At 49.9% G+C, this 24,948-nt stretch carries 41 protein-coding genes, 1 rRNA gene and 1 pseudogene; 2 read left to right on the forward strand and 41 right to left on the reverse strand.

What is annotated here, in order from left to right:
• From V3851_RS24820 to V3851_RS24830, 3 genes are all read right to left on the reverse strand, one after another.
• Positions 1-92 (reverse strand): 16S ribosomal RNA (locus V3851_RS24820); the annotation flags it as partial.
• A gap of 294 nt (positions 93-386) precedes the next feature.
• On the reverse strand, positions 387-596 hold the full coding sequence (locus V3851_RS24825; RefSeq protein WP_331849130.1) for a hypothetical protein: 210 nt from the start codon (positions 594-596) through the stop codon (positions 387-389).
• A gap of 206 nt (positions 597-802) precedes the next feature.
• Positions 803-1,417 (reverse strand): stage II sporulation protein M, encoded by a 615-nt coding sequence (locus V3851_RS24830; RefSeq protein WP_331849131.1) that lies wholly within the window; start codon positions 1,415-1,417, stop codon positions 803-805.
• Positions 1,418-1,522: 105 nt separating this feature from the next.
• Here V3851_RS24830 and pdaB point away from each other — a divergent pair, with 105 nt between their 5' ends.
• Positions 1,523-2,332 (forward strand): polysaccharide deacetylase family sporulation protein PdaB, encoded by an 810-nt coding sequence (gene pdaB, locus V3851_RS24835; RefSeq protein WP_331849132.1) that lies wholly within the window; start codon positions 1,523-1,525, stop codon positions 2,330-2,332.
• Positions 2,333-2,390: 58 nt separating this feature from the next.
• Here the strand turns inward: pdaB and V3851_RS24840 are convergent, their stop codons facing one another.
• Positions 2,391-2,981, reverse strand: a complete 591-nt coding sequence (locus tag V3851_RS24840; RefSeq protein ID WP_331849133.1) for a KinB-signaling pathway activation protein — start codon at positions 2,979-2,981, stop codon at positions 2,391-2,393.
• A gap of 126 nt (positions 2,982-3,107) precedes the next feature.
• Here V3851_RS24840 and gerD point away from each other — a divergent pair, with 126 nt between their 5' ends.
• Positions 3,108-3,932 (forward strand): spore germination lipoprotein GerD, encoded by an 825-nt coding sequence (gerD, locus tag V3851_RS24845; RefSeq protein ID WP_331849134.1) that lies wholly within the window; start codon positions 3,108-3,110, stop codon positions 3,930-3,932.
• Between the two features lie 24 nt (positions 3,933-3,956).
• On the opposite strand, the gene V3851_RS24850 is transcribed toward gerD, so the two are convergent.
• The 37 genes and pseudogenes from V3851_RS24850 to rplD all read right to left on the reverse strand — a co-directional run bounded on the left by V3851_RS24850 (position 3,957) and on the right by rplD (position 24,939).
• Positions 3,957-5,063: an Mrp/NBP35 family ATP-binding protein gene (locus V3851_RS24850; protein WP_331849135.1), complete on the reverse strand. Its 1,107-nt coding sequence runs from the start codon at positions 5,061-5,063 to the stop codon at positions 3,957-3,959.
• Positions 5,064-5,125: 62 nt separating this feature from the next.
• Positions 5,126-5,896, reverse strand: a complete 771-nt coding sequence (gene cwlD / locus V3851_RS24855) for an N-acetylmuramoyl-L-alanine amidase CwlD (protein ID WP_331849136.1) — start codon at positions 5,894-5,896, stop codon at positions 5,126-5,128.
• A gap of 96 nt (positions 5,897-5,992) precedes the next feature.
• Positions 5,993-7,162 (reverse strand): sulfate adenylyltransferase, encoded by a 1,170-nt coding sequence (sat, locus tag V3851_RS24860; RefSeq protein ID WP_331849137.1) that lies wholly within the window; start codon positions 7,160-7,162, stop codon positions 5,993-5,995.
• 43 nt (positions 7,163-7,205) lie between these two features.
• The gene (locus tag V3851_RS24865) at positions 7,206-7,898 is read right to left on the reverse strand and encodes a phosphoadenylyl-sulfate reductase (protein ID WP_331849138.1); all 693 of its coding nucleotides are present in this window, start codon (positions 7,896-7,898) and stop codon (positions 7,206-7,208) included.
• Between the two features lie 240 nt (positions 7,899-8,138).
• Positions 8,139-8,531: a 30S ribosomal protein S9 gene (gene rpsI, locus V3851_RS24870; RefSeq protein ID WP_331849139.1), complete on the reverse strand. Its 393-nt coding sequence runs from the start codon at positions 8,529-8,531 to the stop codon at positions 8,139-8,141.
• Between the two features lie 20 nt (positions 8,532-8,551).
• Positions 8,552-8,989, reverse strand: a complete 438-nt coding sequence (rplM, locus tag V3851_RS24875; protein WP_211025615.1) for a 50S ribosomal protein L13 — start codon at positions 8,987-8,989, stop codon at positions 8,552-8,554.
• Between the two features lie 250 nt (positions 8,990-9,239).
• Positions 9,240-9,572, reverse strand: coding sequence for a TFIIB-type zinc ribbon-containing protein (locus tag V3851_RS24880; protein ID WP_331849140.1), 333 nt, complete (start codon positions 9,570-9,572; stop codon positions 9,240-9,242).
• Between the two features lie 75 nt (positions 9,573-9,647).
• Complete coding sequence (gene truA, locus V3851_RS24885) at positions 9,648-10,427, reverse strand: tRNA pseudouridine(38-40) synthase TruA (RefSeq protein ID WP_331849194.1); 780 nt, start codon at positions 10,425-10,427, stop codon at positions 9,648-9,650.
• Between the two features lie 122 nt (positions 10,428-10,549).
• Positions 10,550-10,915, reverse strand: a complete 366-nt coding sequence (rplQ, locus tag V3851_RS24890) for a 50S ribosomal protein L17 (protein WP_331849141.1) — start codon at positions 10,913-10,915, stop codon at positions 10,550-10,552.
• A gap of 36 nt (positions 10,916-10,951) precedes the next feature.
• The gene (locus V3851_RS24895; protein WP_331849142.1) at positions 10,952-11,896 is read right to left on the reverse strand and encodes a DNA-directed RNA polymerase subunit alpha; all 945 of its coding nucleotides are present in this window, start codon (positions 11,894-11,896) and stop codon (positions 10,952-10,954) included.
• Between the two features lie 130 nt (positions 11,897-12,026).
• Complete coding sequence (rpsK, locus tag V3851_RS24900; RefSeq protein WP_018753969.1) at positions 12,027-12,422, reverse strand: 30S ribosomal protein S11; 396 nt, start codon at positions 12,420-12,422, stop codon at positions 12,027-12,029.
• A 19-nt stretch (positions 12,423-12,441) separates the two neighbouring features.
• Positions 12,442-12,810 carry a 30S ribosomal protein S13 gene (gene rpsM / locus V3851_RS24905; RefSeq protein ID WP_331849143.1) on the reverse strand — a complete coding sequence of 123 codons (369 nt, stop codon included), beginning with the start codon at positions 12,808-12,810 and terminating at the stop codon, positions 12,442-12,444.
• 21 nt (positions 12,811-12,831) lie between these two features.
• A complete protein-coding gene (gene rpmJ / locus V3851_RS24910) occupies positions 12,832-12,945 on the reverse strand; it encodes a 50S ribosomal protein L36 (RefSeq protein WP_003333770.1) in 114 nt (37 codons plus the stop codon).
• Between the two features lie 196 nt (positions 12,946-13,141).
• Positions 13,142-13,357: a translation initiation factor IF-1 gene (infA, locus tag V3851_RS24915; RefSeq protein ID WP_006676514.1), complete on the reverse strand. Its 216-nt coding sequence runs from the start codon at positions 13,355-13,357 to the stop codon at positions 13,142-13,144.
• Between the two features lie 2 nt (positions 13,358-13,359).
• A pseudogene (locus tag V3851_RS24920) lies at positions 13,360-13,676 on the reverse strand (hypothetical protein).
• A 3-nt stretch (positions 13,677-13,679) separates the two neighbouring features.
• Positions 13,680-14,432: a type I methionyl aminopeptidase gene (map, locus tag V3851_RS24925; RefSeq protein ID WP_331849146.1), complete on the reverse strand. Its 753-nt coding sequence runs from the start codon at positions 14,430-14,432 to the stop codon at positions 13,680-13,682.
• A 5-nt stretch (positions 14,433-14,437) separates the two neighbouring features.
• Positions 14,438-15,082, reverse strand: a complete 645-nt coding sequence (locus V3851_RS24930; RefSeq protein ID WP_331849147.1) for an adenylate kinase — start codon at positions 15,080-15,082, stop codon at positions 14,438-14,440.
• Positions 15,083-15,186: 104 nt separating this feature from the next.
• Entirely contained in the window at positions 15,187-16,488 is a 1,302-nt protein-coding gene (secY, locus tag V3851_RS24935) for a preprotein translocase subunit SecY (protein ID WP_331849148.1), read from the reverse strand.
• Positions 16,488-16,928, reverse strand: coding sequence for a 50S ribosomal protein L15 (gene rplO, locus V3851_RS24940; protein WP_148458043.1), 441 nt, complete (start codon positions 16,926-16,928; stop codon positions 16,488-16,490). The genes secY and rplO overlap by 1 nt, the downstream gene beginning before the upstream one ends.
• Positions 16,929-17,038: 110 nt before the next feature.
• Positions 17,039-17,224 carry a 50S ribosomal protein L30 gene (gene rpmD / locus V3851_RS24945; protein WP_331849149.1) on the reverse strand — a complete coding sequence of 62 codons (186 nt, stop codon included), beginning with the start codon at positions 17,222-17,224 and terminating at the stop codon, positions 17,039-17,041.
• Between the two features lie 12 nt (positions 17,225-17,236).
• Positions 17,237-17,734: a 30S ribosomal protein S5 gene (gene rpsE, locus V3851_RS24950; protein ID WP_331849150.1), complete on the reverse strand. Its 498-nt coding sequence runs from the start codon at positions 17,732-17,734 to the stop codon at positions 17,237-17,239.
• A gap of 27 nt (positions 17,735-17,761) precedes the next feature.
• Entirely contained in the window at positions 17,762-18,130 is a 369-nt protein-coding gene (gene rplR / locus V3851_RS24955) for a 50S ribosomal protein L18 (RefSeq protein ID WP_331849151.1), read from the reverse strand.
• Positions 18,131-18,210: 80 nt separating this feature from the next.
• On the reverse strand, positions 18,211-18,753 hold the full coding sequence (gene rplF, locus V3851_RS24960; protein WP_331849152.1) for a 50S ribosomal protein L6: 543 nt from the start codon (positions 18,751-18,753) through the stop codon (positions 18,211-18,213).
• A 30-nt stretch (positions 18,754-18,783) separates the two neighbouring features.
• Positions 18,784-19,182: a 30S ribosomal protein S8 gene (rpsH, locus tag V3851_RS24965; protein ID WP_128630038.1), complete on the reverse strand. Its 399-nt coding sequence runs from the start codon at positions 19,180-19,182 to the stop codon at positions 18,784-18,786.
• A 31-nt stretch (positions 19,183-19,213) separates the two neighbouring features.
• Positions 19,214-19,399: a type Z 30S ribosomal protein S14 gene (locus tag V3851_RS24970; RefSeq protein ID WP_009226651.1), complete on the reverse strand. Its 186-nt coding sequence runs from the start codon at positions 19,397-19,399 to the stop codon at positions 19,214-19,216.
• Positions 19,400-19,448: 49 nt separating this feature from the next.
• Positions 19,449-19,988 (reverse strand): 50S ribosomal protein L5, encoded by a 540-nt coding sequence (gene rplE / locus V3851_RS24975; RefSeq protein ID WP_331849153.1) that lies wholly within the window; start codon positions 19,986-19,988, stop codon positions 19,449-19,451.
• A 32-nt stretch (positions 19,989-20,020) separates the two neighbouring features.
• Positions 20,021-20,374: a 50S ribosomal protein L24 gene (gene rplX / locus V3851_RS24980; RefSeq protein WP_331849154.1), complete on the reverse strand. Its 354-nt coding sequence runs from the start codon at positions 20,372-20,374 to the stop codon at positions 20,021-20,023.
• 39 nt (positions 20,375-20,413) lie between these two features.
• A complete protein-coding gene (gene rplN / locus V3851_RS24985; RefSeq protein WP_044482513.1) occupies positions 20,414-20,782 on the reverse strand; it encodes a 50S ribosomal protein L14 in 369 nt (122 codons plus the stop codon).
• A 36-nt stretch (positions 20,783-20,818) separates the two neighbouring features.
• Positions 20,819-21,085, reverse strand: coding sequence for a 30S ribosomal protein S17 (rpsQ, locus tag V3851_RS24990; protein ID WP_331849155.1), 267 nt, complete (start codon positions 21,083-21,085; stop codon positions 20,819-20,821).
• A 51-nt stretch (positions 21,086-21,136) separates the two neighbouring features.
• The gene (gene rpmC / locus V3851_RS24995) at positions 21,137-21,337 is read right to left on the reverse strand and encodes a 50S ribosomal protein L29 (protein ID WP_148458035.1); all 201 of its coding nucleotides are present in this window, start codon (positions 21,335-21,337) and stop codon (positions 21,137-21,139) included.
• On the reverse strand, positions 21,327-21,761 hold the full coding sequence (rplP, locus tag V3851_RS25000) for a 50S ribosomal protein L16 (protein ID WP_059040326.1): 435 nt from the start codon (positions 21,759-21,761) through the stop codon (positions 21,327-21,329). Before rplP ends, rpmC begins: the two co-directional genes overlap by 11 nt.
• Before the next feature lie 2 nt (positions 21,762-21,763).
• A complete protein-coding gene (gene rpsC, locus V3851_RS25005; RefSeq protein WP_331849156.1) occupies positions 21,764-22,432 on the reverse strand; it encodes a 30S ribosomal protein S3 in 669 nt (222 codons plus the stop codon).
• Positions 22,433-22,445: 13 nt separating this feature from the next.
• On the reverse strand, positions 22,446-22,778 hold the full coding sequence (gene rplV / locus V3851_RS25010; protein ID WP_331849157.1) for a 50S ribosomal protein L22: 333 nt from the start codon (positions 22,776-22,778) through the stop codon (positions 22,446-22,448).
• Positions 22,779-22,813: 35 nt separating this feature from the next.
• On the reverse strand, positions 22,814-23,092 hold the full coding sequence (gene rpsS, locus V3851_RS25015; RefSeq protein WP_331849158.1) for a 30S ribosomal protein S19: 279 nt from the start codon (positions 23,090-23,092) through the stop codon (positions 22,814-22,816).
• A gap of 75 nt (positions 23,093-23,167) precedes the next feature.
• On the reverse strand, positions 23,168-23,998 hold the full coding sequence (gene rplB / locus V3851_RS25020; protein ID WP_331849159.1) for a 50S ribosomal protein L2: 831 nt from the start codon (positions 23,996-23,998) through the stop codon (positions 23,168-23,170).
• A gap of 27 nt (positions 23,999-24,025) precedes the next feature.
• Positions 24,026-24,316 (reverse strand): 50S ribosomal protein L23, encoded by a 291-nt coding sequence (gene rplW / locus V3851_RS25025; protein WP_331849160.1) that lies wholly within the window; start codon positions 24,314-24,316, stop codon positions 24,026-24,028.
• Entirely contained in the window at positions 24,316-24,939 is a 624-nt protein-coding gene (gene rplD, locus V3851_RS25030) for a 50S ribosomal protein L4 (RefSeq protein ID WP_331849161.1), read from the reverse strand. Before rplD ends, rplW begins: the two co-directional genes overlap by 1 nt.
• Positions 24,940-24,948: the final 9 nt, after the last annotated feature.

Genomic DNA, 24,948 nt, shown 5'->3' on the forward strand with positions numbered 1-24,948 from the left:
GGAGTGCAAGCACTCCATCAGGTCCGCTCGACTTGCATGTATTAGGCACGCCGCCAGCGTTCGTCCTGAGCCAGGATCAAACTCTCCAATAAAGTGTTTGACTTGCTCATTTCAAAACTGACGAGAAATTAATTCTCATTTAATACTCACTCGTTGTTCAGTTTTCAAAGATCAACTTCATTTTCGTTACCGCCGTGTTTCAGCGGCGACTTTTATAATATACCATAGCGAGATAGGTTTTTGCAAGAGTTTTTTGAAATTTTTTATTTTCAATTTCTTCCTTGCTACTTCTCTCTCGTTCCTAAAAAGCGGAACGTTTGATAATTTAACATACTCAAAACAGTTATGTCAAATCCAATTATATCCTATTATTCTCCCGATGGAAACTACCCTCTGCGGGCATATTTGGAAAGTTCTTTGGAAGGGGCAAACCGGGCGTACATCCGAAAGACTGTCTTATACCGGTTCGAGATGGCATGCCGAATCTCTTTGTCCAACCGCTGGTCGCTCAGGTCAAGCAGCATTTCGTCCAATTCTTTGCGAAGAACATAATCCAATTCTTTGCACTCTTTTTCATTAAACATCATTCCCAGCATGCGAGAACAGCTCCTCTTTCACAGAAATTCGATGATTTACAAGGCCTCGGGACATACGGTCATTTCCTTTCATTTTACATATCCTGGGTATTGATTAACCGTATCCCCGCCCGCGTAAACTCGTTCTTTAGAACCGCTTTACTGTTATGCTCACTTTCCGGGAAAATTATGACAGCTTCTTGCCAACAAACGTTTTGAAACTGACTCTAACGCACCAAATGATAAGTTATCGTGCTTTCAATAACGGCGGCAATCAGCAGAAACACTACAATCCAGAAGGCTCCCCGTACGGCCGAAGCAAAAAACTCCTTCCAGTCTACGGTTCGTTCCCCACGCTCTCTTGCTCCCAATTCCCCGATACCCTTCAAGACCAAGTAACCGAATTGGAAACCGTATCCCGAGGCAACCAAAATTGCCGGAATCTCAATGATTCCATGCGGCAATAGCCCCAGCACGATGAGCTCGAACAGATTCTCTCCCTGCCCCGCCGCAATCGACACCACCAGTCCGAGCACGATGCCGTTCATTAGCAGAAAAATCGCGGGAAGAACTCCAAGCAGTGCGCCGAATAAAATGATGGCAACACTTTTGACCGCATTATTTATAAAAATAAATTTGAAAAAGCTGAGCTCCGGAACCGCCGCTTTGGACAATTCACGGCTATACTCCTGCAGGCTTTCTATTTCTGACGACACAAGACCGACTATGGATTCCGATCCCACCGCCCCGAGCACGATTCCGATAACGAACAAAGCGATCGATAAGAAGATCGATTTACGATACAGGGACAAATCCCGCAAAAACTTACGAAACGACAGCATAACATGAAGCCTCCTAATCCTTGGGTCATAAAGCAAAAAGGTACGAGCATACATTGTACAAGCGGATCAAAAATCAATTTCATGACGAGAGGGGCTACTAATGACATGAACAATTTCTTCTATGTCCTGAACGGGAGGAAGATCAAAAGGTTTTTCTTCGTTTTCGCCGCGGCCCTGTTTGCAGCAGGGGTTATCTACGTAGAACAGAGCCATATTACCGTTTTCTCGGAAGAGAGCTCCCCGACGGCTATTTATAGCGTCTCTACGGAAAAAAAGGTCATTGCTCTGACCTTCGATATCAGTTGGGGAGATAAACGGGCGGAACCGATTCTGAAGGTGCTTAAGGATAAAAATGTGCAGAAAGCAACCTTCTTCCTCTCTTCACCCTGGAGCAAAAGCCATCCGGACATCGTCAAGGCCATTCAACAGCAAGGGTACGAAATCGGCAGCCACGGCCATAAGCACACGAATTACAGTGAACTGAGCGAGGAGGAAATTAAACAGCAATTGACCATGGCCCATTCTATTTTAACCGATTTGACCGGAAAAGCACCAAACCTGCTGCGTCTGCCGAACGGCGATTTCGACAAACGCGTATTGAAAATCGCCGACGGTCTGGGGTACCAGGTTATCCAATGGGATACCGATTCTCAGGATTGGATGAACAAAGGAACCGATAAGATCGTAAACCGGGTGGTCGGCAAGGCCCACCCCGGCGACATCGTCCTGCTTCACGCCAGCGACTCCGTGAAACAAACGCATGAGGCGTTGCCGTTGATCATCGATGAATTGCGGAAGAAAGGGTATGAATTCGTAACCGTATCCGACCTGCTTCAGGAAGCGGGGGTAAAAGGCAGCCAGGTCCGCGATCAGGCATGGCTTTGGCAGCAGATCGAAACCGCTGCTGGAATGTAAAGTTTTTGTAAAAAAGAGCCTGGGCGTTAAGCTCCAGGCTCTTGCTACGACAATATAATTAGCTCCGCGCTCTCGGCTTCAACACACGATGCAGGATTAAAATTTGATATGCGTTGCAGGCCACGAGCGGAGCGGCGATCCAGGCGGTCGCCTGATTCACCCCGATCTTCAGCACTCCTACCGTTTCCACAATCGTTACGGCGATCATAAAGAACATCGTCGGGATCCAGGCGGAACGGTTGGTCATTTTCACCTTCAAATAAGCCACGATTACCGCTATCGCCAACAGAATGATCCCAAGAATCAAATCGGAATCCCCTCCGCCTTCCCGCCCGACGAAAGTCCGGAAGAACATCAGCTCCAAAAGTGCAAGTGCGGCCAAAACTATCTGAATATACTGCCAAGTCATGCGGGAAAATACGCCTGTCCCCATATAATTAATCATCATATACGCAAAAAAGCCCATTTGGGAGTATACGCTTACCATAACGCCGACCCCAAGCAGGATGCCGACATTCACGAATAAATCCGCCGCTCCGTTCAATTTCACCGTATCCGTTAACTGCAGAATCAAGCCGACGATAAGCGAACCGGCGGCACCGACAACCAAGGTAGTCCAAAATAAAAACAGCCATTTTTTTAAATTCACCCCGACACCCCCACTACCGAAATATTTTACCAACGATCCCGGCAAAAAACCATCGTTTTCAGTGGGATAATTCCTATTTTTCGGCCGCATAATAACAACAGCGACATGCATAAGGAGGAAGGAACCATGAAGTGGCTGGGTTATCGACGGCTGGCATGCATTTTATGTTTATTGACTCTTCCGCTGACGGCCTGCGGTTCTGAACAAAGCTCCTCCTCTTCCCAAGGAGGGGGATATAAAGACACGAAATCCATGGTCATTGACATTTTAAAAACCGATGACGGCAAAAAGGCCATATATGAGGCGTTAAGCTCGGGCAGCAGCTCGTCAGGTTCAAGCTCCGAATCCGGCTCGGGATCCGAAAGCGGCAGCTCATCCGGAAGTTCGGGCAGTTCGGGCGGCTCAGGGAGTTCAGGAGGGTCCGGCGGCTCGGGAGGAACCTCGGGCGGTGGAAGCATGGGCATTAAGATGATTATGCCCGGCCAGTCGGCCGACCAGATCCGAATGGCTGTCAAAGAGACGATCACCGCTCCGGAGTATAAAAAAGAACTGGAAAAAATCATGACCGATCCTCAATTCGCCGGGGATTTTGCCAAGGCGGTCAATTCCCAAAGCAAACAGATGCATATGCAGCTCATTAAGGATCCGGAGTATCAGAAATCGATAAGCGACATCATGAAGTCCCCCGAAGTCATGAAGATGTTTCTCGACCTGACCAAGACATCCGATTATCGCAAACAGTCCATGACGGTAATGCAGGAGGCCATGCAAAGCCCTCTGTTCAAAATGAAGGTCATGGAAATGCTCAGAACCGTCGTCCAGGAAGAACTTCAGCCAAAAGTGGAGAAATCGCCTAAAGCCGGTCAAGAAGGCGGCCAAACCGGCGGCAAGGAAGGCGGCGGTGGTGGTGGAGGCGGCGGTGGCGGTGACCAAGGAGGATCATCGTCCTAAAAAATAAAGACTGGCCTATACAGGTCAGTCTTTATTGCATGCAGCGATAACTTGCTCGGCGATTTCTTGATATAGACGTCCAACCGGGGTATCCGCTTTGTAAACGGACGGTGAGAAGTCCGGCTCGGAGACGTGGTTATCCGGCGCGCTGACCGGAATTTGGGCGAGCAGGCCCGTGTGCAATGTTTCCGCCAGGCGGGCTCCGCCCCCGCGCCCGAAAATATATTCCTTATTCCCGCAAGAACCGCATTCGTAATAGGCCATATTTTCCACGACCCCAAGCACCTCATGCTCGGTCTTCAGCGCCATGGCCCCGGCTCTGGCGGCAACAAATGCTGCGGTGGCATGAGGCGTAGTTACGATAATCTCGCGGCTTTGCGGAATCATCTGGTGCACATCGAGCGCGATATCCCCCGTGCCCGGCGGCAAATCGAGCAGCATATAATCCAGCTCGCCCCACTCCACATCGTTGAAAAACTGGCGCAGCATCTTGCCGAGCATCGGCCCGCGCCAAATTACCGGATTATTGTCCTGAATGAAAAATCCCATCGACATGACCTTCACTCCAAAACGCTCCACGGGAATGATGGCCCCGTTTTCGACGGCGGGAGCCGTTTCGATGCCCATCATGTCAGGGACGCTGAAGCCGTAGATATCGGCGTCGATCAGCCCCACCCTTTTCCCTAGTCGGGCCAAAGCCGCCGCGAGATTAACCGTAACGGTGGATTTCCCTACGCCGCCTTTCCCGCTGGCAATGGCAATAAAATTTACTCCGGAAGCAGGATCGAGCAGCGGCAGCTTCTCCAGCCCCGCGCCATGCCCCCTCGGCGCCTTGTTGTCCGCCTCCGGGGAACTCTCTGCCAGCAGCCCCGCTTGTTCCAATTCGTGCTCCGATGCCTCGCGGAAGCGGATATGTACATCATCTACGCCGGATTCGGCCAACCGGAACCGGATCTCCTCGGCCACCGCTTGCTGTGTTTGATCATCCTTCTTAAGACAAACGACCGTAAGCGAAATCCTATCCTCTTTAATCATCATATCCCGGATCCACTTCAGTTCGATCAAGCTTCTTTTGGTGACCGGTTCGGCGACCGGCCGCAAAATAGCCTCCAATTGCTCTCTCGTGATCAATTACAGCACCTCGACTTTATCTGATATCGTAATTGCGTCTGTATATGACAATTATTATATCATTACTTGCCTTGGTCTGCTGTTTTTCCCGAAGTTTCTCCCGAACCGTAGCGGAGAATACCTTGATAAATGGAGGCGGCGACTTTGCGCTGGTATTTCTCGGTTCCTAGAAGCTCCGCTTCCGCCGGATTGGACAAAAAACCGACCTCCACGAGCACGGCGGGAATTTTGACGGCTTGCAGCACATAGATCGGTTTGTCCGCCTGCTTGGCGACCCGGTCCGTATTTTCCAGGTTCCGCTTAAGTTCCTCCTGGATCAGGTCCGCCAGATTGGCGCTGTCGCCGTTATTAAGATAATAAAACGTCTGTGCGCCTCTCCACCGCGCTGACGGCACGCTGTTCATGTGGATGCTCACCATCAAATCGGCCTGCCGCTCTTCGATAAACCGCACTCTCTGCTTCAGATCCTGCGTTTTCCGCTTGCTGTATCCTTTCGTATCCGCATCCGCCAAGTCGCGGTCTTCCTCCCGTGTCATGACCACGATGGCTCCGGCCTGCTGCAAATAGTCGCGCAAATACAACGAGACGGCCAGATTGATGTCCTTCTCAATGATCCCCTGCTTGCTTACGGCGCCGCCGTCGGCCCCTCCATGCCCGGCATCCAGCACAATGGTCTTGCCCGCAAGCGGAAGACTCCAATAATTCCACACCTTTGCCGCCGGGACTTCAAAAACCGCCAGCCCGATAAGCAGCCCCAGTAACCCGATGCCGATCAGCGCTTTTTTGATATGGCTGAGGGAGATCCATACGCTCACCTTATCTTTGGAGTCCATAAAAAAGCCACCTTTCGTCCCATAATAACACTACTCCATCATATGGGACGAGGTGGACAAATATGCCGATCAACTATTGCAACTATTGGTCATGAATTAGATTACAACTTGGTGGCTCATGCCCTCGATGAGCACTTTGGCAACTTCCGGACGCGTAAATTCCGGCGGCGGGCATATCCCTTCGCGCAGCAGGCCCCTCACTTTGGTACCCGACAGCGTGAGATGATCCTCTTTCGGATGCGGGCAGGTTTTGCTCGAAGCCATGTTTCCGCATTTTGTGCAGAAGAAGCTGTGCTCGAAGAACAGCGGCGAGATCCCCAATTCTTCGGCGGAGAAATTCGAGAAGATTTCCTGCGCCTCATAGGTTCCGTAGTAATCGCCTACCCCCGCATGGTCGCGGCCGACGATGAAATGGGTGCAGCCGTAGTTTTTGCGCACCATCGCATGGAAGATCGCTTCTCTCGGCCCCGCATAGCGCATGGCGGCAGGGAAGACGCCGAGGAATGTGCGGTCCTGCGGATAGTAATTCTCCAGCAGCACCAGGTAGCTCTTCATCCGCACATCGGCCGGGACATCGTCCGATTTGGTCTCGCCGACGAGCGGGTTCAGGAACAAGCCGTCCACGATCTCCAGAGCGCTCTTTTGGATATACTCATGAGCCCGATGCACCGGATTCCGGGTCTGGAAGCCGACGACGCGTTTCCAGCCCTTCTCGGCGAAGATGCGGCGGGTCTCGGCCGGATCAAAATAAAATTCCCCAAACCGTTTGTGCTCGGGGCGGTTCAACACCGTTACCTCGCCGCCGACATAGATCGGCGAACGTTCAAATAGCTTCTTCACGCCGGGATGGGCTTCATCGTCCGTTTTAAACACATTTACAGCTTCTTCCTGCTGATCGACCCTATAAATGCCACCTACATCCAGCAAGCCGTATACAACCCCGTCCTGGTCGCCTACTAGTGCGATTCTATCCCCGACGGACAACCGCTGCGATTCTTCTTCGCTCACGGATAACGTAATCGGAATGCTCCAGACCGTACCGTCGGCCAGCCGCATGCGATGAACGACCGAACGATAATCGTCTTCATTCATGAACCCGGTAAGCGGAGAGAAGGCTCCGACACCGATCAGATCCAGGTCCGATATCGTCCAACTATTGATTGAAATGGACTTCAATTCCTTTGCTTCCGCCAACAGACGCTCACGCTCTGTGCCTTTAGCCAGCCGGTCTACCAAGACCCCGCCGTGCGGCAATATTGCTGTCATGTTCTCTCTCCTTTGGTCCTCTGCAGCAGGGCTGCATTATTTTTTATTTATGAAGTCCGCATTCCGTCTTGTCCGTACCCGACCAACGCCCGGCGCGCGGGTCTTCTCCCGGCATAACCTGGCGAGTGCAATATTCGCAACCGATGCTCGGATAATTACGATCATGCAGCGGATTATAAATTACATCATTCTCACGGATATAATTCCAAACATCCTCACTCGTCCAACCGGCAATCGGGTTGAATTTCACGAGGCCGAATTTCGCATCGTATTCGATCTTCTTGGCATTGGCCCGCGTCGGCGCCTGATCGCGCCGAATCCCCGTAATCCAAGCTTCATATTTGGACAAAATCCGGGTCAACGGCTCAACTTTGCGGATATTACAGCAAGCGTTCGCGTCCGATTTCCACAATTCCTCGCCATATTGAAGTGCTTGTTCTTCAGGCGTAATCGCTGGGGATACACGAACAAAATCCAGCTCGTAGCGGGCGGCAAGAGCATCCCGAGTCTCATAGGTCTCTTTGAAGTGAAAGTCCGTATCCAAATAAAAAATATCGGTAGACGGGCTGACCTTCTGCAGCATATCCACCAGGACAACGTCCTCCGCGCCGAAGCTGCAGGCAAACGTAATGTTCGGAAATGTCTCCACGGCCCATGCGATAATCTCCTCCGGAGTCCTTGACTCTAGCTCCTCGGCCTTGGTCTTAATCAGCGCTTCTTTCTCCAGCAAATTCATCTTTTTCGCCCCTTCATTAAGAAACAATAATAATAATTGATCATGATGATGAACATAGCGATGATGTAATCCTTTAATACCGACTAATCTAATATGAATTATAGTTTTAGTATATGGCATTCTTTTGAGAAGTCAACCGATAAGACCGATTTTTCCGAAGAAAATCCAGGTTATCCGCCTATGCAAAAAGCCCCTGGCCATAAATGGCCAAGGGCTTGAATTCCTTGAGATACAAGAATATTAACGTTTCGAGAACTGTGGCGCGCGACGAGCGGCTTTGAGACCGTATTTCTTACGTTCCTTCATCCGTGGGTCGCGAGTCAGGAAGCCCGCTTTCTTGAGTGTAGGGCGGAATTCAGGGTCGGCTTTGAGCAATGCACGGGAGATCCCGTGACGGATTGCGCCGGCTTGACCGGAAATACCGCCGCCATGGGCGATTACGATTACATCGTAGCTGCCCAGCGTCTCAGTCAAATTCAGAGGTTGTTTAACGATCAGTTTGAGGGTTTCCAAACCGAAATATTCATTGATATCGCGTTTATTGATGACAATGCGTCCTTCACCCGGTACAAGGCGAACACGAGCTACCGAATGTTTACGACGACCTGTCCCATAGTATTGTACTTGTGCCATGAAACTGTCCTCCCTTTTAATTATCCGCGAAGTTCGTAAACTTCAGGTTTTTGTGCTGCATGTGGATGCTCTGTGCCGGCATAGACTTTCAGTCTCAGCTTCATTTTCTCGCCTTGACGAGTTTTTGGCAGCATGCCGTGTACAGCAGATTCGATTACACGTTCTGGTTTAGTTCTCAAGAGATCCTTAGCAACTGTCACTTTCAAACCGCCTGGATGCAGGGAGTGACGATAGTATTTCTTGTTCTCCATCTTTTTGCCAGTCAAAGCAATTTTCTCAGCATTGATAACAACAACGAAGTCGCCGCCGTCAACGTGTGGAGTGAATTGTGGTTTGTGTTTGCCGCGGATCAGAGCAGCAGCTTCGCTTGCCAAACGGCCCAGCGTTTTGCCTTCGGCATCAATGATGTGCCAGTTGCGCTCAACTTCACTTGGCTTCGCCATATAGGTGGTACGCATGTAAAGATCCTCCTTCATTCTCGTTCAAAATGGTTCTGAATGCGTAAAAACGATCTGGCCTTCGGGTACCTTGACCGCTTTCCGCCATTTATTTGCATCGTTTTTATATGCTTGTTTAGTGTTGCTGCTTACTAAGTTTACGCGGTTCTCTCGACTGGGGGCTGTGGGATAGCCGTCAAGAAAACACAACTTTTATTTTACAGGATCAAGTTTACATGCGCAAGTCTTTTTTCCTCCGAAAAGCGGAAGTTTAGTCAAAAAGATCGCCGAAAACGTCCAGGACGGACTTTTTCTTTTTATGCTTGTAGTGACCCTGCGGATACCCCTGCGGGTACCCTTGGTTATAGCCTTGCTGCGGACCCGGGTAACGGGAGTCCTTCTCCTTCCGCTCATGAGCCCGATGATCGTCGCGGCTGTCATACCACTCATTGAACGCCGGGCGAACCTCACGGATTTCGCTCATCAATTTCTCAAGCTCGCCGCGATCCAGCCAGACGCCTTTGCAATCGGGGCAAACATCGATCATTACGCCGTCCTTCTCGACTTCTCTCATACGTACATCATTGCATACGGGACACTTCATTGGGTTACGCCCTCCTAAGTTTTCCTTAATGATTTTTGTACTCTGCTCTTCTACGTATGAGTCGGCTGCACGGTTTCACGAAATGGACAAATCGGCATACTCTACTTCCCACAGCATAAGCCCCTTGCTCTCGGCCGTCGGCCCGGCCTTCGACCGGTCTTTCGCCTCAAGGATCGTCTTCATGTCGTCCGGACGGCGTTTCCCCTCGCCTACCTGGAGCAAAGTCCCCACGATAATGCGGACCATATGCTGCAAAAAACCGTTACCGGTCAAATAGATATGAATGATTCCCTGCTCGTGAGAGCCTGCCCCGGTTCCCTTCTCCACTTCAATCCATGCTTCATAGATGGTTCGTACGTGGCTTTGCTTGGTGGAATGCCGGGAAGCGAAAGAAGTATAATCATGCGTGCCGATCAGATGGGCCAGGCCCTCATGCATCGCCTCGATATTAAGTGCCCCGGGATGATGCAACTGATACGGATAGTTGAACACATCGAACACCCTGTTGCCGTTAATCGAGTAGCGGTAGGTCTTCCGCTTGGCCGAACGTCGCGAATGAAACTCCAGCGGTACCTCGACAACATCGGTGATGCGTATATCGGAAGGAAGGCGCCCGTTGAGAGCGTGACGCCACCTTTCAACCGGAATCTGCGAGGACGTCACGAAATGAAAGGTTTGGCGCCGGGCGTGTACCCCGGCATCGGTCCGCCCGGAGCCGTGTATTTTCACTTCTTCCCCCGTCAATTGGCGGATGGCGTCTTCCAGACGGTCCTGCACCGTATTGCCGCCGGGCTGGGTTTGAAAGCCGAAATACGCCGTTCCGTCGTAGCTGATGGTCATGAGCAAATTCCGCAACATGCAGCCCTCCTTCCTTTCACGTTAAACATCCGGTCCTTTATAATAGAAAAACTCTCCTTAGCTGAGCCTGGAGGCAAGCCGTCAGAGAGTTTAACTGTAAATGGGAATACTTCCGCAAATTAAGCCCGGTCTACCAGTTCCAGGTAAACCATAGGGGCGGAGTCGCCGCGGCGAGGTCCCAGCTTCAGGATACGAGTGTATCCGCCCGGACGCTCGGAATAGCGTGGAGCCAGTTCCGAGAACAGCTTTTGGATTGCGTCTTGCTGACCGTCGATCGACTCGCGGCGAACGTAAGCAGCAACTTGACGACGGGCATGCAGATCTCCTTGTTTTGCTTTGGTGATCAGCTTCTCGGCGATGGAGCGAACTTCTTTCGCTTTCGCTTCCGTCGTTTGAATGCGTTCGTATAAGAACAGGTCGGTTACCAGATCGCGGAACAAAGCTTTACGCGCGCTGGAATCGCGGCCCAACTTTTGGTATGCCATGTGTTTTCCCTCCTTCGCTAGAACGATTAAAGCAGCTTATTCTTCCGTACGTAGCCCCAAACCAAGCTCTTCGAGCTTCTCTTGCACTTCTTCCAAAGATTTGCGTCCGAGGTTCCGGACTTTCATCATATCTTCTTCAGTTTTGGTCGTAAGCTCTTGTACCGTGTTGATACCGGCACGTTTGAGACAGTTGTAGGAACGGACGGAGAGATCGAGCTCTTCAATCGTCATTTCGAGCACTTTCTCTTTCTTGTCTTCTTCCTTCTCGACCATGATTTCCGCGTCTTTCGCTTCGTCCGTGAGGCCCACGAACAGGAAGAGATGCTCAGTCAAAATTTTTGCACCGAGACTTACCGCTTCTTCAGGTCTGATGCTGCCATCGGTCCATACTTCAAGCGTCAGCTTGTCATAATTGGTCACTTGGCCAACCCGTGTATTCTCTACAGCGTAATTGACGCGAGCAATCGGGGTATAGATCGAGTCGACGGGAATAACGCCGATCGGTTGATCGTCACGTTTATTCTTGTCTGCCAGAACAAACCCGCGGCCGCGGCCGGCATAAATGCGCATATGAAGTCTTGAACCCGGTTCAAGCGTGGCAATATGCAAATCCGGATTCAGAATTTCCACATCGCTATCGGCACGGATATCCCCTGCGGTGACGACCCCTTCGCCTTCCGCATCGATTTCGAGAATTTTCTCTTCATCGGAGTGGATTTTGAGCGAAAGAGCCTTCAGGTTCAGGATGATTTCCGTGACATCTTCCATTACGCCCGGAACGGTCGCAAATTCATGCAGAACACCATCGATTTGGACCGAGGTTACCGCAGCACCCGGCAGAGAAGAGAGCAAAATCCGGCGAAGCGAGTTGCCCAGAGTGGTGCCATACCCACGCTCAAGTGGTTCTACTACAAATTTCCCATAGGTGCCTTCATCGTTAACTTCTACGGTCTCGATTTTCGGCTTTTCGATTTCAATCACGAAATTACCCCTCCTTCAAAACGTCGTTCCTTGGAAACTGTCATGTTTTCTGAAGTCTATCATGTAGTATGCCTAAACAACCATTGTTACCAATTTCAGATGTTGTTATACCACACTAGAGGCGGCTTCGTTATACACGACGGCGTTTCGGAGGACGGCATCCGTTATGAGGAATCGGAGTCACGTCTTTGATCATGTTAACTTCCAGGCCTGCAGCTTGCAAGGAGCGGATAGCGGCTTCACGGCCGGCTCCAGGACCTTTAACCATAACTTCGACGCTCTTCATGCCATGTTCCATAGCTGCTTTGGCAGCCGATTCCGCAGCCATTTGAGCGGCAAACGGAGTGGATTTACGGGAACCTTTGAAACCAAGACCGCCGGAGCTGGCCCAGGAAATTGCGTTGCCGTGCGGATCCGTAATTGTAACGATAGTGTTGTTGAAGGTGGAGCGGATATGTGCCACACCAGATTCAATATTTTTGCGATCACGACGTTTAGTACGTACGACCTTTTTTGGTTTAGCCATTGTCTGTTATCCCCCCTTCTTATTTCTTCTTGTTCGCTACAGTACGACGAGGGCCCTTACGAGTACGGGCATTCGTTTTGGTACGTTGTCCGCGAACCGGCAAGCCGCGACGATGACGAACACCGCGATAGCAGCCGATTTCAATCAAACGTTTAATATTTAAAGAAATTTCACGACGCAGGTCGCCTTCCACCTTAACCATTTTGTCGATCGTTTCGCGTAGTTTGCTAACCTCATCTTCCGTCAAATCACGAACACGAGTGTCCGGATTGATGCCTGTCGTAGCCAGGATTTTCTGAGAAGTCGTTTTACCGATTCCGAAAATGTAAGTTAAGGCGATCTCAACGCGTTTATCACGTGGTAAATCCACACCAGCAATACGTGCCATTTTACGCTACACCCCCTTCAATTAACCTTGTTTTTGTTTGTGTTTCGGATTTTCGCAAATCACCATGACATTGCCTTTGCGACGAATGACTTTGCATTTTTCGCAAATCGGCTTTACAGAAGGTCTTACCTTCATGTTGATTACCTCCTAAAAGTTTTACGAATGTAAAACTAATTTCGAGAGTATTTGCTAAGCTTTGCGAAGCAAAACTTATTCGTAAGGATTGGCTAAGTTTTACGAATGTAAAACCGATTTCGAGAGCTCATCCGGATACGTTAAATTACTCAACCCGAATATCATACCACATATTTGTTTCAAATGGTAATGGAATCTATTTACGATAAGTAATACGACCTTTGCTCAGGTCATATGGCGATAATTGAACCACCACTTTGTCTCCCGTCAGGATCCGGATAAAGTGCATACGCAATTTACCGGAAACATGCGCAAGAATTTGATGGCCGTTCTCCAGCTCTACTCTAAAAGTAGCGTTAGGCAACGGTTCGATTACCGTACCTTCAACTTCAATGACATCTTCCTTGGCCACTGTCATTCTCCTTTCTCTTTTACGCGTTTGAATTGGCGGATTCCATATATGCGTTCACCGCGTAACGCAGCTTCGCGTTTGTGACCCGGCCGCTTTCTTGCAAACTATGAACTACCTCGCTGCTGATCATCGGCTGAAGCTCAAGATGCTGTATGTTTTTCCGTTTAGGCTGGTCAAACTTGCGTTTGTCCCCATCTGCGATCAATACGAATCTGTCATCCGAAATTCCGATGATCACATAAACGGCGCCAGCGTCTCTACCTTTCAGGGTTTTCACTAATTGCCCGATTTGGGGCTCCGGACGGTGCTTCACTGTCATCACCTACGCATCCAGTGTAGTGAGAATTTCCAGTCCATCCGTCGTGACCGCCACCGTATGCTCGAAATGAGCGCACAAGGAGCCGTCGACCGTTACGACTGTCCAATCATCTTCCAGCGTTTTGACATACCGTTTACCGGCGTTGACCATCGGTTCGATCGCAAGGACCATGCCCGGTTTCAGCCGCGGTCCCCGATCCGGCATGCCGTAGTTCGGAATTTGCGGTTCCTCGTGCAGTTCTCTTCCTACGCCGTGACCGACGTATTCCCGAACGACCGAGAATCCCGCTTCTTCGATTACTTGCTGGATCGCATGCGAAATGGTGTACAAGCGTACATCAGGCTTGACAAGCGCAAGTCCCGCATACAGCGATCTTTCGGTGACTTCGAGAAGCCGTTTCGCTTCGTCCGAAATCGTGCCGACCGGATACGTCCAAGCCGAATCACCGTGATAACCGCGATATTCGGCGCCAATGTCAAGTGTGATGATGTCGCCTTCGTTCAATTTGCGTTTGCCGGGAAATCCATGAACCAATTCTTCGTTGACCGAAGCGCAAATGCTGTAAGGAAAACCGTTATAACCTTTGAAAGACGGCACCGCGCCTTGACTGCGAATGAACTTGTCGGCGATTTGATCGAGTTCCCCCGTCGTAATTCCAGGCTCAATCGATTGCGCGATGAGTCTGTGCGTTTCAGCGACGATCCGCCCTGCTTCACGCATAAAGCCCAGTTCCGTTTCGGATTTACAAATGATCATTACACCTAACCTCGCAGTATGGATACGATCTCTTTCGAAACCGCCCCGATTTCCTGTTCTCCATCTACTTGACGCAACAGGCCCTTATCTTCATAGAATTTGAGGAGAGGTGCCGTTTTGTTGATATATTCATCCAGCCGCGTTCCTACGCTCTCTTCGTTATCGTCGGAGCGCTGGTACAGCTCGCCGCCGCACTTATCACAAACACCTTCCTGAACAGGAGGATTAAAGACCACATGATAAGTGGATCCGCAAGACTTGCAAATGCGGCGTCCTGTAAGACGCGCCAGCAGCTTGTTCCGGTCCACCTTCAGGTTGATGACATGATCCAGTTTTTTACCTAATCCGCCGAGCAGATCCTCCAGCGCTTCCGCTTGCGAAAGGGTTCTTGGAAAACCGTCCAATAAAAAACCATTTTCGCAATCGGACTGCTGCAGGCGCTCGCGAACGATACCTACCGTTACATCATCAGGTACCAGAAGACCTTGATCCATGTATTCCTTTGCCTTGATCCCTACAGGAGTACCCTGTTTGATCGCCAAGCGGAACGCATCTCCGGTAGAGATGTGCGGAATACCGAATTCATTCACAATGACTTCTGCTTGTGTTCCTTTTCCTGCTCCAGGAGGTCCCATGAATAGGATGTTCATGTCTATCTCTCCCTCCTAACTCACTCAAGTCACAACACTGTATGAAACAGAACAATAGGCGCCAGGTGAGTTCGAAATCCGAGCTCGTCCCTGGAACCTATCGCTTATTTATTGATAAAACCTTTATAGTGGCGTTTGATCAATTGGCTTTCGATCGTCTTCATCGTATCAAGCGCAACGCCGATAACGATCAGGATCGAAGTCCCCCCGATTTGCACGCTGGTCGGCAATTTCGCCAGAGCACCGAGTGCCATCGGAAGAATCGAGATCACCGCCAAGAAAAGTGCGCCGGTCATCGTCAAACGGGTCAATACCCGCGTCAGATAAGTCGCGGTCGTTTTCCCCGGACGAATCCCCGGAATATATCCGCCGTTCTTCTTCATGTTGTCAGCCATTTGCTGCGGGTTCATCTGTACGAAGGTATAGAAGAACGTAAAGCCGATGATCATGACGACATAAAGCACCATACCGAGCGGACGGTTCGTCGACAAGTTGGTGCTGATCCACTGCGCCCAAGCGTGCGTCGACCAGAAGCTGGCGATGACGACCGGGAACTGCAGAAGCGATACAGCAAAGATGACAGGGATAACGCCGGCCGCGTTGATTTTGAGCGGGATATGCGTATTTTGTCCGCCGTACATCTTGTTGCCTACGACGCGTTTCGCGTATTGAACCGGGATTTTCCGGATCGCTTGTTGAATGTAAATGACGCCGATAACGATCAGGATACATACAATAACAATCGCAATAGACTTCACGACGTTGATGAAGGCTTGACCTTCAACGATGAACTCCGATTTAGCGATCGTTTCGATGTAAGACGGGAACGCGGCGACGATCCCGGCAAAGATAATCAGCGAAATGCCGTTGCCGATTCCCTTCTCCGTAATTTGCTCGCCGAGCCACATCAAGAACGATGTACCGGCCGTAAGCACGATCGCGATCACCAGGTAATCGGCAAAGGTGGCATTAGGTACCATTTGGACATTGTACATCCGGTTGAAACCGATCGAGGTCGCGAACGCCTGGATCACCGCCAGGATGACGGTTCCGTAACGGGTAACCTGAGCCATCTTCTTCTTGCCGTGCTCACCTTGTTTCGCCCATTCCGCAAATTTCGGAATAACGTCCATGGAGAGCAATTGAACAATGATGGATGCCGTGATATACGGCATAATCCCGAGCGCAAATATCGAGAAGTTCTTGAGAGCGCCGCCCGAGAAGGTGTTCAAGAATCCAAACAAAGTACTGGCCGCGCTGTTATTCATTTGCTCGAATACCGAAGTATCAACGCCCGGAACCGGAACGAACGAACCGATCCGGTAAATCAGGAAAATAAACAGTGTGAACAAAATACGTTTGCGCAGATCTTGAACGTGCCAAATGTTCTTAATGGTTTTAAACATTAGATCACCTCGGTTTTACCGCCGGCAGCCTCGATTTTCTCTACCGCAGATTGAGAGAACTTATTCGCTTTAACTGTCAGTTTAACAGTAACTTCACCGTTGCCAAGCACCTTGATCCCGCTCTTCGCGTTCTTCACGATGCCTTGTTCAAACAACAGTTCAGGAGTTACTTCCGTACCCGCTGCAAAGCTGTTCAGTTCTTCGATGTTCACAATCGCGTACTCTTTACGCGTCGGATTCGTGAATCCGCGTTTTGGCAAGCGACGGTAGAGCGGGTTTTGTCCGCCTTCGAAGCCCGGACGCACACCACCGCCGGAACGAGCGTTTTGACCTTTGTGACCACGCGTAGATGTTTTACCCATACCGCTACCTGTACCGCGGCCAACGCGCTTGCGTTCTTGGCGGGATCCAGGAGCTGGGGAAAGCTCATGTAACTTCATGTCGTTCGTGCACCTCCTTATATATTGTTGGCATTTGAGCATCACGATAATCCGAAGGCCGGATTATCCTGATCCGCTCAAAGCGATGTTTCGTATCAACTAGCCTTGAATTACTCGGCGATTTCTTGAACTTTAACCAGGTGGCTTACTTGATTCACCATGCCGCGAATGGCAGGGTTGTCGTTGTGAACCACGGATTGGTTAATTTTGCGAAGTCCCAAAGTTTTCACGGTAGTACGTTGGTTCTCCGGACGACCGATCAAACTACGCACGAGGGTAATTTGCAGTTTAGCCATGAGATTCCCTCCTTAACCGAGAAGTTCTTCGACGGTTTTACCGCGTAATTTCGCAACATCCTCAGCGCGTTTCAGACGGGACAAGCCCTCCAAAGTCGCGTTGACCATGTTGATGGAATTCGAAGAACCTAAAGATTTTGTCAAAATGTCGCCTACGCCTGCCAGTTCGAGTACCGCACGAACAGGACCGCCGGCGATAACCCCGGTACCTTCGGATGCCGGTTTCAGAAGCACACGGCCAGCGCCGAAATGCCCGACTACTTGGTGAGGGATCGACGTTCCCACGAGCGGAACATGCACAAGATTCTTCTTGGCATCTTCAATCCCTTTGCGGATCGCGTCGGGAACTTCGCCCGCTTTACCGATACCGGCGCCAACCCAGCCTTTGCCGTCGCCGACAACCACGAGCGCGCTGAAGCTAAAACGGCGTCCGCCTTTAACTACTTTAGCTACGCGGTTAATATGCACAACTCTTTCAGTCAGTTCTAAAGTATTCGGATCTACACGCAAGTCGTTAAACCTCCTTTGATTAATATTTTAGAATTCAAGGCCCGCTTCGCGAGCAGCGTCTGCCAAAGCTTGAATACGACCATGGTACAGGTAACCGCCGCGGTCGAATACAATTCCCTTCACGCCTTTGTCTGCAGCACGTTTTGCGATCAGATCGCCGACTTTACGTGCGGATTCCACGTTGCCGCCGTTGCCGATCTCTTTGCTCAATTCCTTGTCGACTGTCGATGCCGATACGATCGTTACACCCGCTACATCGTCAATCAGTTGAGCATAGATATGTTTGGAAGAACGGTATACGTTAAGTCTTGGACGTTCAGCCGTTCCTTGGATTTTTTTCCGCACACGCAAATGTCTTTTCAGACGCGCTTTGTTTTTATCGCCTTTTGTAATCATGACTTCCATTTCACTCCCTTCGGTTTACCTTCATCAACCGTTCAATTCAAGACGCCAGGAGGAGCCCGCTAAGAAGAGGTTTATTTCTTCTTACCGGCTTTACCTTCCTTACGAATGATGCGTTCGCCTTCGTACTTAATCCCTTTGCCTTTATAAGGTTCAGGCGCACGAACGGCACGAATATTCGCAGCATACTCGCCTACGCGCTCTTTGTTGATTCCGCTCACGATGATCTTCGTGTTTGTCGGAACTTCGAACGTAATCCCAGGTTCCGGCGTGAATTCAACCGGATGGGAGTAACCAACGTTAAGAACCAGCTTTTCACCGGATTTGTTTGCGCGGTAACCGACCCCGACCAGTTCGAGAGTTTTGGTGAAACCTTCGGTAACACCGCTCACCATGTTGTTCACTACACTGCGAGTCGTGCCGTGCAGGGAGCGATGCAATTTGTTGTCGGAAGGACGTTCGATCACGATCTCATTGTTTTCAACCGTAACTTTCATGTCCTTGTGAAGCTCACGAGTCAAAGTGCCTTTAGGGCCTTTAACCGTGATGACGCTATGATCAAGTGTGATATCCACACCACTTGGTACTGTGATTGGTTTGCGACCAATACGAGACATTTGCTGCACCTCCTTGTTTTGTGACGTTAATTACCAAACGTAGCAGACTACTTCGCCGCCGGCTTTCGACTGACGAGCTTCTTTATCGGTCATAACCCCTTTGGACGTGGAGATAATCGCGATGCCCAAGCCGCCGAGGACACGAGGAACTTCGTTGCTTTTCGTGTACACGCGAAGGCCCGGCTTACTGATTCTCTTAAGACCGGAGATGACGCGTTCGTTGTTAGGGCCGTATTTCAAGAAAATACGGATGATCCCTTGTTTGTTATCATCGATATATTCCGCGTCACGGATGAAACCTTCACGCTTCAGAATTTCGGCGATTTGTTTCTTGATCGTGGACGCAGGCAGTTCTACCGTTTCGTGGCGAACGGTGTTCGCGTTACGAATACGAGTAAGCATATCTGCAATTGGATCTGACATAGTCATACGTGTAAACCTCCTTCCCGTTGTTGATGGATTACCAGCTTGCTTTTTTCACGCCAGGAATCTGGCCTTTATAAGCTAATTCACGGAAGCAAATTCTGCAAATTTTGTATTTTTGCAATACCGAATGTGGACGACCGCAACGCTCACAACGGGTGTATGCCCGTACTTTGAATTTCGGTGTGCGTTGTTGTTTAACTTTCATTGAAGTTTTTGCCACTTAGCCTGACACCTCCTAAATAGTTTCGGAGAAGAACGTTTCGTCGTTCTTACTTCGCAAATGGCATTCCGAGACCGGCCAGCAGTTCGCGGGACTCTTCGTCGGATTTTGCCGTCGTAACGATAACGATATCCATACCGCGTACTTTTTCTACTTTGTCATACTCGATTTCAGGGAAAATCAGTTGTTCCTTGACGCCGAGCGTATAGTTGCCGCGTCCGTCGAACGCTTTCGTCGATACGCCGTGGAAGTCACGGACACGAGGAAGCGTTACGTTGAACAGCTTGTCGAGGAAGTGGTACATGCGCTCGCCGCGCAGCGTAACCTTAACCCCGATCGGCATGTTTTCACGGAGTTTGAAGCCTGCGATCGATTTCTTCGCGCGAGTGATAACCGGCTTTTGACCGGAGATCAGCTGCAGATCGTTTACCGCAGAGTCCAGCACCTTCGAGTTGGCTACCGCGTCACCCACACCCATGTTGATAACAACCTTCTCGATTTTAGGCACTTGCATTACTGTTGTATAGTTGAATTTTTGAATCAAAGCAGGTGTTACTTCATTCAAAAAACGTTCTTTCAATCTTGCCATGAATCATGGACCTCCTTTCTTACATTACTGGATTAGTCGATTACTTCTCCGGATCTTTTCGCTACGCGAACCTTTTTGCCGTTGTCCAATACTTTGTAACCGATACGGGTTACTTTTCCGCTCTTAGGATCAACATGCATAACGTTCGATACGTGAATTGGAGCTTCTTGCTCGATGATGCCGCCTTGCGGGTTCATTTGGTTCGGCTTTTGGTGTTTCTTCACCATGTTTACGCCTTCCACCAGCACGCGGTTTTCACGAGGATAAGCGGCGATGACGCGGCCTTTCTTGCCTTTGTCTTTGCCTGTGATCACGATAACCGTATCGTCCTTTTTGACGTGCAGCTTGTTGTTATGGGATTCCAGAACTTTTTTCAGTCTAGGCATTCTTTACACCTCCTGTAAATCGGGGTTGGGGGATTTCCATTAGATAACTTCCGGAGCCAAGGAAACGATTTTCATAAAATCGCGGTCGCGAAGCTCGCGAGCGACAGGTCCGAAAATACGAGTACCGCGCGGGCTCTTGTCTTCCTTAACTACAACCGCTGCGTTTTCGTCGAATGCGATGTAAGAACCGTCTTTACGGCGAACGGAACGTTTCGTACGAACGACAACCGCTTTGACTACATCACCTTTTTTGACAACGCCGCCTGGTGTTGCTTGTTTTACAGAACAAACGATCAAATCGCCGATTTGCGCTGTACGACGACCGGTACCGCCCAGAACACGGATACACATCAATTCCTTCGCGCCGGAGTTGTCGGCAACTTGCAAACGTGTAAATGGTTGAATCATGGATAGGTCCTCCTTTCGGTCTAAGCTTTTCTGCTATCAGATAATAACCGCTTTTTCGACGACTTCAACGAGTCTCCAGCGTTTGTCTTTGGACAGCGGACGAGTTTCAGCGATTTTAACTGTGTCGCCGATTTTCGCAGTGTTATTTTCATCATGCGCTTTAAATTTCTTCGTGTATTTAATGCGCTTATGGTACAACTCATGCTTTTTGTAGGTTTCAACAGCTACAACGATGGTTTTATCCATTTTGTCGCTGACGACTTTACCAATTTGCACTTTACGGCTGTTGCGTTCTTCGCTCATGGTTAGCCTCCTTCCTGGACTTAGGCGCTTTGCTTATGCTTTGGCGCTTTATTAACTGGTGATCCCAAGTTCTCTTTCACGTAAAACGGTTTTAGCACGAGCTATTTCCTTGCGCACGTCACGGATCCGAGTCGGGTTATCAAGCTGGCCAGTAGCCAATTGAAAACGAAGGTTAAAGAGTTCTTCTTTAAAACCTGCGACCTTTTGTTCAATCTCTGCAGTGGTTAAGTTGCGAAGTTCATTAGCTTTCATTTGCTTCACCACCCAATTCTTCACGTTTCACAAACTTCGTTTTGATCGGCAGTTTGTGGGCGGCAAGACGCATAGCTTCGCGTGCGATTTCCTCCGATACACCGGCAAGCTCAAACATGATTTTGCCAGGTTTCACAACTGCGACCCATTTTTCGACATTACCTTTACCGCTACCCATCCGGACCTCGAGAGGCTTTTGAGTAATCGGCTTGTCAGGGAAAATTTTGATCCATACTTTACCGCCCCGTTTGATGTAACGCGTCATTGCAATACGCGCTGCTTCGATTTGACGGTTGGTGATCCAAGTTGGCTCCAAAGCTTGCAGACCGTATTCACCGAAGTTCAGTTCGGTGCCGCCTTTAGCTTGGCCTCTCATATTACCGCGTTGTTGCTTGCGGTGTTTAACACGTTTAGGTACCAACATGATTAGTTGCCTCCTTCCTGAGCAGCTTGTTGTTTCTTAGCCGTAGGAAGAACCTCTCCACGATAGATCCATACTTTTACGCCGATGCGGCCATAAGTCGTATGCGCTTCTGCCGTACCGTAATCGATGTCGGCGCGGAGCGTATGAAGTGGAACAGTTCCTTCACTGTAGCCTTCTGTACGAGCAATTTCAGCACCGCCGAGACGACCGCTGACTGCTGTTTTGATCCCTTTAGCTCCCGAACGCATTGTTCTTTGAATCGCTTGTTTCAGCGCACGACGGAAAGAAACGCGACGTTCCAGTTGTTGTGCGATGCTTTCAGCGACGAGAATCGCGTCAAGATCAGGGTGTTTGATTTCAGAAATGTTGATGTGAACTTTCTTGCCGCCGGCGATTTTCGTAATTTCAGTGCGAAGGTTCTCAACCTCCGAACCGCCTTTACCGATAACCATGCCAGGTTTGGCAGTGTGGATCGTTACATTCACACGGTTAGCCGCTCTCTCGATTTCGATGCGAGATACCGCGGAATCTTTCAATTTATTTTTCAGGTGTTCACGAATTTTTACGTCTTCCAGCAAAAGATCACCGAAATCTTTGCCAGCATACCATTTGGATTCCCAATCACGGATAATCCCTACCCGCAATCCGTTCGGATTTACCTTTTGGCCCACACGTTTTCCCTCCTTATTTTTCGGATACCACCAATGTGATGTGGCTGGTGCGTTTGTTGATCCGGCTTGCACGTCCCATAGCGCGAGGGCGGAAACGTTTCATCGTCGGACCTTGGTTTACGTAAGCTTGAGTAATAACCAATTTATTGACATCCATAGAATAGTTGTGTTCAGCATTGGCAATCGCCGAGTTCAAAAGCTTCTCCACGACCGGGGAAGCCGCCTTCGGAGTATGGCGGAGAATCGCGATCGCATCGCCGACTTGCTTACCGCGGATCAAGTCAACTACGAGTTGTGCCTTGCGCGGAGCAATGCGGACAGACTTTACATGTGCTTTAGCTTCCATGTGTGTTACCTCCTCTCAAACGAAAACTCAAGGGTTTAGCGTCTCGTTTTCTTATCGTCGTCCGTATGACCTTTGTAGGTACGGGTTGGTGCGAATTCGCCCAGTTTATGTCCAACCATATCCTCGGTTACATATACCGGAACATGCTTGCGGCCGTCGTATACGCCGAACGTATGACCGATGAATTGCGGGAAGATCGTAGAACGGCGGGACCAGGTTTTGATCACGACTTTCTTGTTGGAGCTGTTCACTTCTTCCACTTTTTTGAGCAGGTAACCATCGATAAATGGCCCTTTTTTCAAACTGCGACTCATTTGTTATCCTCCCTTCGTTACGCTGCTTGTTTCGATTTATCATCGCTGCCGCGAAGTGATCCGCTAAAACGCGGATTACTTCGTGCGAGGGCGAACGATGTACTTGTCAGAAGCTTTGCCTTTTTTACGTGTTTTGTAGCCAAGGGTCGGTTTGCCCCAAGGAGACAATGGCGATTTGCGGCCGATCGGAGCGCGACCTTCACCACCACCATGAGGGTGATCGTTCGGGTTCATGACGACACCGCGCACTTCAGGACGTTGTCCGAGCCAGCGGCTGCGGCCTGCTTTACCGATCTTCACGAGTTCGTGGTCACCGTTGCCTACGGCGCCAATCGTAGCGCGGCAAACTTTCAGGACTTTGCGAACTTCGCCGGAAGACAGGCGAATCGTTACGTATTTGTCTTCTTTACCAAGCAATTGCGCTTCAGTACCGGCTGCGCGAACGAGTTGTCCGCCTTTGCCAGGCTTCAGCTCAATGTTGTGGATAACTGTACCTACCGGGATGTTTTCGAGCGGCATAGCGTTACCGATTTTGATGTCGGAGCCAACGCCGGATTCGATTACGTCGCCAACCTTCAGACCTTTAGGAGCCAGAATGTAGCGTTTCTCACCGTCGGCATAGTGGATCAAAGCGATGTTGGAAGTCCGGTTCGGGTCATACTCGATGGTAGCTACGCGACCTGGAATTCCGTCTTTGTTCCGTTTGAAGTCAATAATGCGATATTTACGTTTATGTCCGCCGCCATGATGGCGAACCGTAATTTTACCTTGGTTGTTGCGGCCTGCAGTTTTGCTCAGAGGAGCCAGCAACGATTTTTCCGGTTGATCCGTTGTGATTTCTTCGAACGACGACACGGACATGCCGCGTCTTGCCGGAGATGTCGGTTTATACTTTTTAATAGGCACTAGATTTCCCTCCTTACTTTAACGATTTTATACCGATTCAAAGAACTCAAGCGGTTTGCTGCCTTCCGCCAAAGTAACGAACGCTTTCTTCCATTCCGGAGTATATCCGAAGTGGCGTCCGTAACGTTTCGGCTTAGCAGGAACACGCAGGGTATTCACATTGCTCACTTTAACATTGAAGATCGCTTCCACGGCTTTTTTGATTTCGGTCTTGTTGGCTTTGATGTCCACTTCGAACACATATTTCAGTTCGTTCATGTATTCTGCCGTACGTTCCGTAATCACCGGGCGCTTGATAATATCACGAGGATCTTTCATTACGCGAGCACCTCCTCTACCTTCTGAACTGCTTCCTTCGTAATGATCAGTTTGTCGTGCGTCAACACGTCAAGAACATTAATGCCGTCAGCCGCTACGAATTTCACACCTGGAATGTTGCGAGCGGAGAGCGCTACGTTATCGTCGTAAGCCGGAGCTACAACGAGAGCTTTGCGGTCCACTTTCAGATTATTCAAGATTGCTGCGAATTCTTTCGTCTTCGGAGCGTTCAGGCTCAGTGCGTCCAGTACGATGATATCCTGATCGATCACTTTCGAAGACAGAGCCGATTTGATCGCCAAACGACGTACTTTCTTCGGCAATTTATAAGCATAGCTGCGCGGAGTCGGTCCGAACACGGTACCGCCGCCAACCCATTGCGGCGCACGGATGGAGCCTTGACGAGCACGGCCCGTTCCTTTTTGCTTCCAAGGTTTACGGCCACCGCCGCGAACTTCGGAGCGTCCTTTTACTTTATGGGTACCTGCACGCAGGGAAGCACGCTGCATAATTACTGCATCATGAAGAACATGAACATTCGGTTCGATACCGAAGACCGCGTCGTTCAGCTCAACTTCGCCCACTTGGCTACCGCTGACATTAAAGAGTGCTACTTTTGGCATTTGTTGTTC

Origin of the sequence: Paenibacillus haidiansis (assembly GCF_036553665.1) — a bacterium.
Lineage (GTDB): Bacteria > Bacillota > Bacilli > Paenibacillales > Paenibacillaceae > Fontibacillus > Fontibacillus haidiansis.

What these genes read in the sequence shown, in the direction of transcription:
- V3851_RS24825 (WP_331849130.1), bottom strand. Translation starts at nt 596, where the DNA reads ATGCTGGGAATGATGTTTAATGAAAAAGAGTGCAAAGAATTGGATTAT.
- V3851_RS24830 (WP_331849131.1), bottom strand. Translation starts at nt 1,417, where the DNA reads ATGCTGTCGTTTCGTAAGTTTTTGCGGGATTTGTCCCTGTATCGTAAA.
- pdaB (WP_331849132.1), top strand. Translation starts at nt 1,523, where the DNA reads ATGAACAATTTCTTCTATGTCCTGAACGGGAGGAAGATCAAAAGGTTT.
- gerD (WP_331849134.1), top strand. Translation starts at nt 3,108, where the DNA reads ATGAAGTGGCTGGGTTATCGACGGCTGGCATGCATTTTATGTTTATTG.
- cwlD (WP_331849136.1), bottom strand. Translation starts at nt 5,896, where the DNA reads ATGGACTCCAAAGATAAGGTGAGCGTATGGATCTCCCTCAGCCATATC.
- sat (WP_331849137.1), bottom strand. Translation starts at nt 7,162, where the DNA reads ATGACAGCAATATTGCCGCACGGCGGGGTCTTGGTAGACCGGCTGGCT.
- V3851_RS24865 (WP_331849138.1), bottom strand. Translation starts at nt 7,898, where the DNA reads ATGAATTTGCTGGAGAAAGAAGCGCTGATTAAGACCAAGGCCGAGGAG.
- rpsI (WP_331849139.1), bottom strand. Translation starts at nt 8,531, where the DNA reads ATGGCACAAGTACAATACTATGGGACAGGTCGTCGTAAACATTCGGTA.
- rplM (WP_211025615.1), bottom strand. Translation starts at nt 8,989, where the DNA reads ATGCGTACCACCTATATGGCGAAGCCAAGTGAAGTTGAGCGCAACTGG.
- V3851_RS24880 (WP_331849140.1), bottom strand. Translation starts at nt 9,572, where the DNA reads ATGAAGTGTCCCGTATGCAATGATGTACGTATGAGAGAAGTCGAGAAG.
- rplQ (WP_331849141.1), bottom strand. Translation starts at nt 10,915, where the DNA reads ATGGCATACCAAAAGTTGGGCCGCGATTCCAGCGCGCGTAAAGCTTTG.
- rpsK (WP_018753969.1), bottom strand. Translation starts at nt 12,422, where the DNA reads ATGGCTAAACCAAAAAAGGTCGTACGTACTAAACGTCGTGATCGCAAA.
- rpsM (WP_331849143.1), bottom strand. Translation starts at nt 12,810, where the DNA reads ATGGCACGTATTGCTGGTGTGGATTTACCACGTGATAAACGCGTTGAG.
- rpmJ (WP_003333770.1), bottom strand. Translation starts at nt 12,945, where the DNA reads ATGAAGGTAAGACCTTCTGTAAAGCCGATTTGCGAAAAATGCAAAGTC.
- map (WP_331849146.1), bottom strand. Translation starts at nt 14,432, where the DNA reads ATGATCATTTGTAAATCCGAAACGGAACTGGGCTTTATGCGTGAAGCA.
- V3851_RS24930 (WP_331849147.1), bottom strand. Translation starts at nt 15,082, where the DNA reads ATGAACATCCTATTCATGGGACCTCCTGGAGCAGGAAAAGGAACACAA.
- secY (WP_331849148.1), bottom strand. Translation starts at nt 16,488, where the DNA reads ATGTTTAAAACCATTAAGAACATTTGGCACGTTCAAGATCTGCGCAAA.
- rplO (WP_148458043.1), bottom strand. Translation starts at nt 16,928, where the DNA reads ATGAAGTTACATGAGCTTTCCCCAGCTCCTGGATCCCGCCAAGAACGC.
- rpmD (WP_331849149.1), bottom strand. Translation starts at nt 17,224, where the DNA reads ATGGCTAAACTGCAAATTACCCTCGTGCGTAGTTTGATCGGTCGTCCG.
- rplR (WP_331849151.1), bottom strand. Translation starts at nt 18,130, where the DNA reads ATGATTACAAAAGGCGATAAAAACAAAGCGCGTCTGAAAAGACATTTG.
- rplF (WP_331849152.1), bottom strand. Translation starts at nt 18,753, where the DNA reads ATGTCTCGTATTGGTCGCAAACCAATCACAGTACCAAGTGGTGTGGAT.
- rpsH (WP_128630038.1), bottom strand. Translation starts at nt 19,182, where the DNA reads ATGACTATGTCAGATCCAATTGCAGATATGCTTACTCGTATTCGTAAC.
- rplE (WP_331849153.1), bottom strand. Translation starts at nt 19,988, where the DNA reads ATGGCAAGATTGAAAGAACGTTTTTTGAATGAAGTAACACCTGCTTTG.
- rplX (WP_331849154.1), bottom strand. Translation starts at nt 20,374, where the DNA reads ATGCCTAGACTGAAAAAAGTTCTGGAATCCCATAACAACAAGCTGCAC.
- rplN (WP_044482513.1), bottom strand. Translation starts at nt 20,782, where the DNA reads ATGATTCAACCATTTACACGTTTGCAAGTTGCCGACAACTCCGGCGCG.
- rpsQ (WP_331849155.1), bottom strand. Translation starts at nt 21,085, where the DNA reads ATGAGCGAAGAACGCAACAGCCGTAAAGTGCAAATTGGTAAAGTCGTC.
- rpmC (WP_148458035.1), bottom strand. Translation starts at nt 21,337, where the DNA reads ATGAAAGCTAATGAACTTCGCAACTTAACCACTGCAGAGATTGAACAA.
- rplP (WP_059040326.1), bottom strand. Translation starts at nt 21,761, where the DNA reads ATGTTGGTACCTAAACGTGTTAAACACCGCAAGCAACAACGCGGTAAT.
- rplV (WP_331849157.1), bottom strand. Translation starts at nt 22,778, where the DNA reads ATGGAAGCTAAAGCACATGTAAAGTCTGTCCGCATTGCTCCGCGCAAG.
- rpsS (WP_331849158.1), bottom strand. Translation starts at nt 23,092, where the DNA reads ATGAGTCGCAGTTTGAAAAAAGGGCCATTTATCGATGGTTACCTGCTC.
- rplW (WP_331849160.1), bottom strand. Translation starts at nt 24,316, where the DNA reads ATGAAAGATCCTCGTGATATTATCAAGCGCCCGGTGATTACGGAACGT.
- rplD (WP_331849161.1), bottom strand. Translation starts at nt 24,939, where the DNA reads ATGCCAAAAGTAGCACTCTTTAATGTCAGCGGTAGCCAAGTGGGCGAA.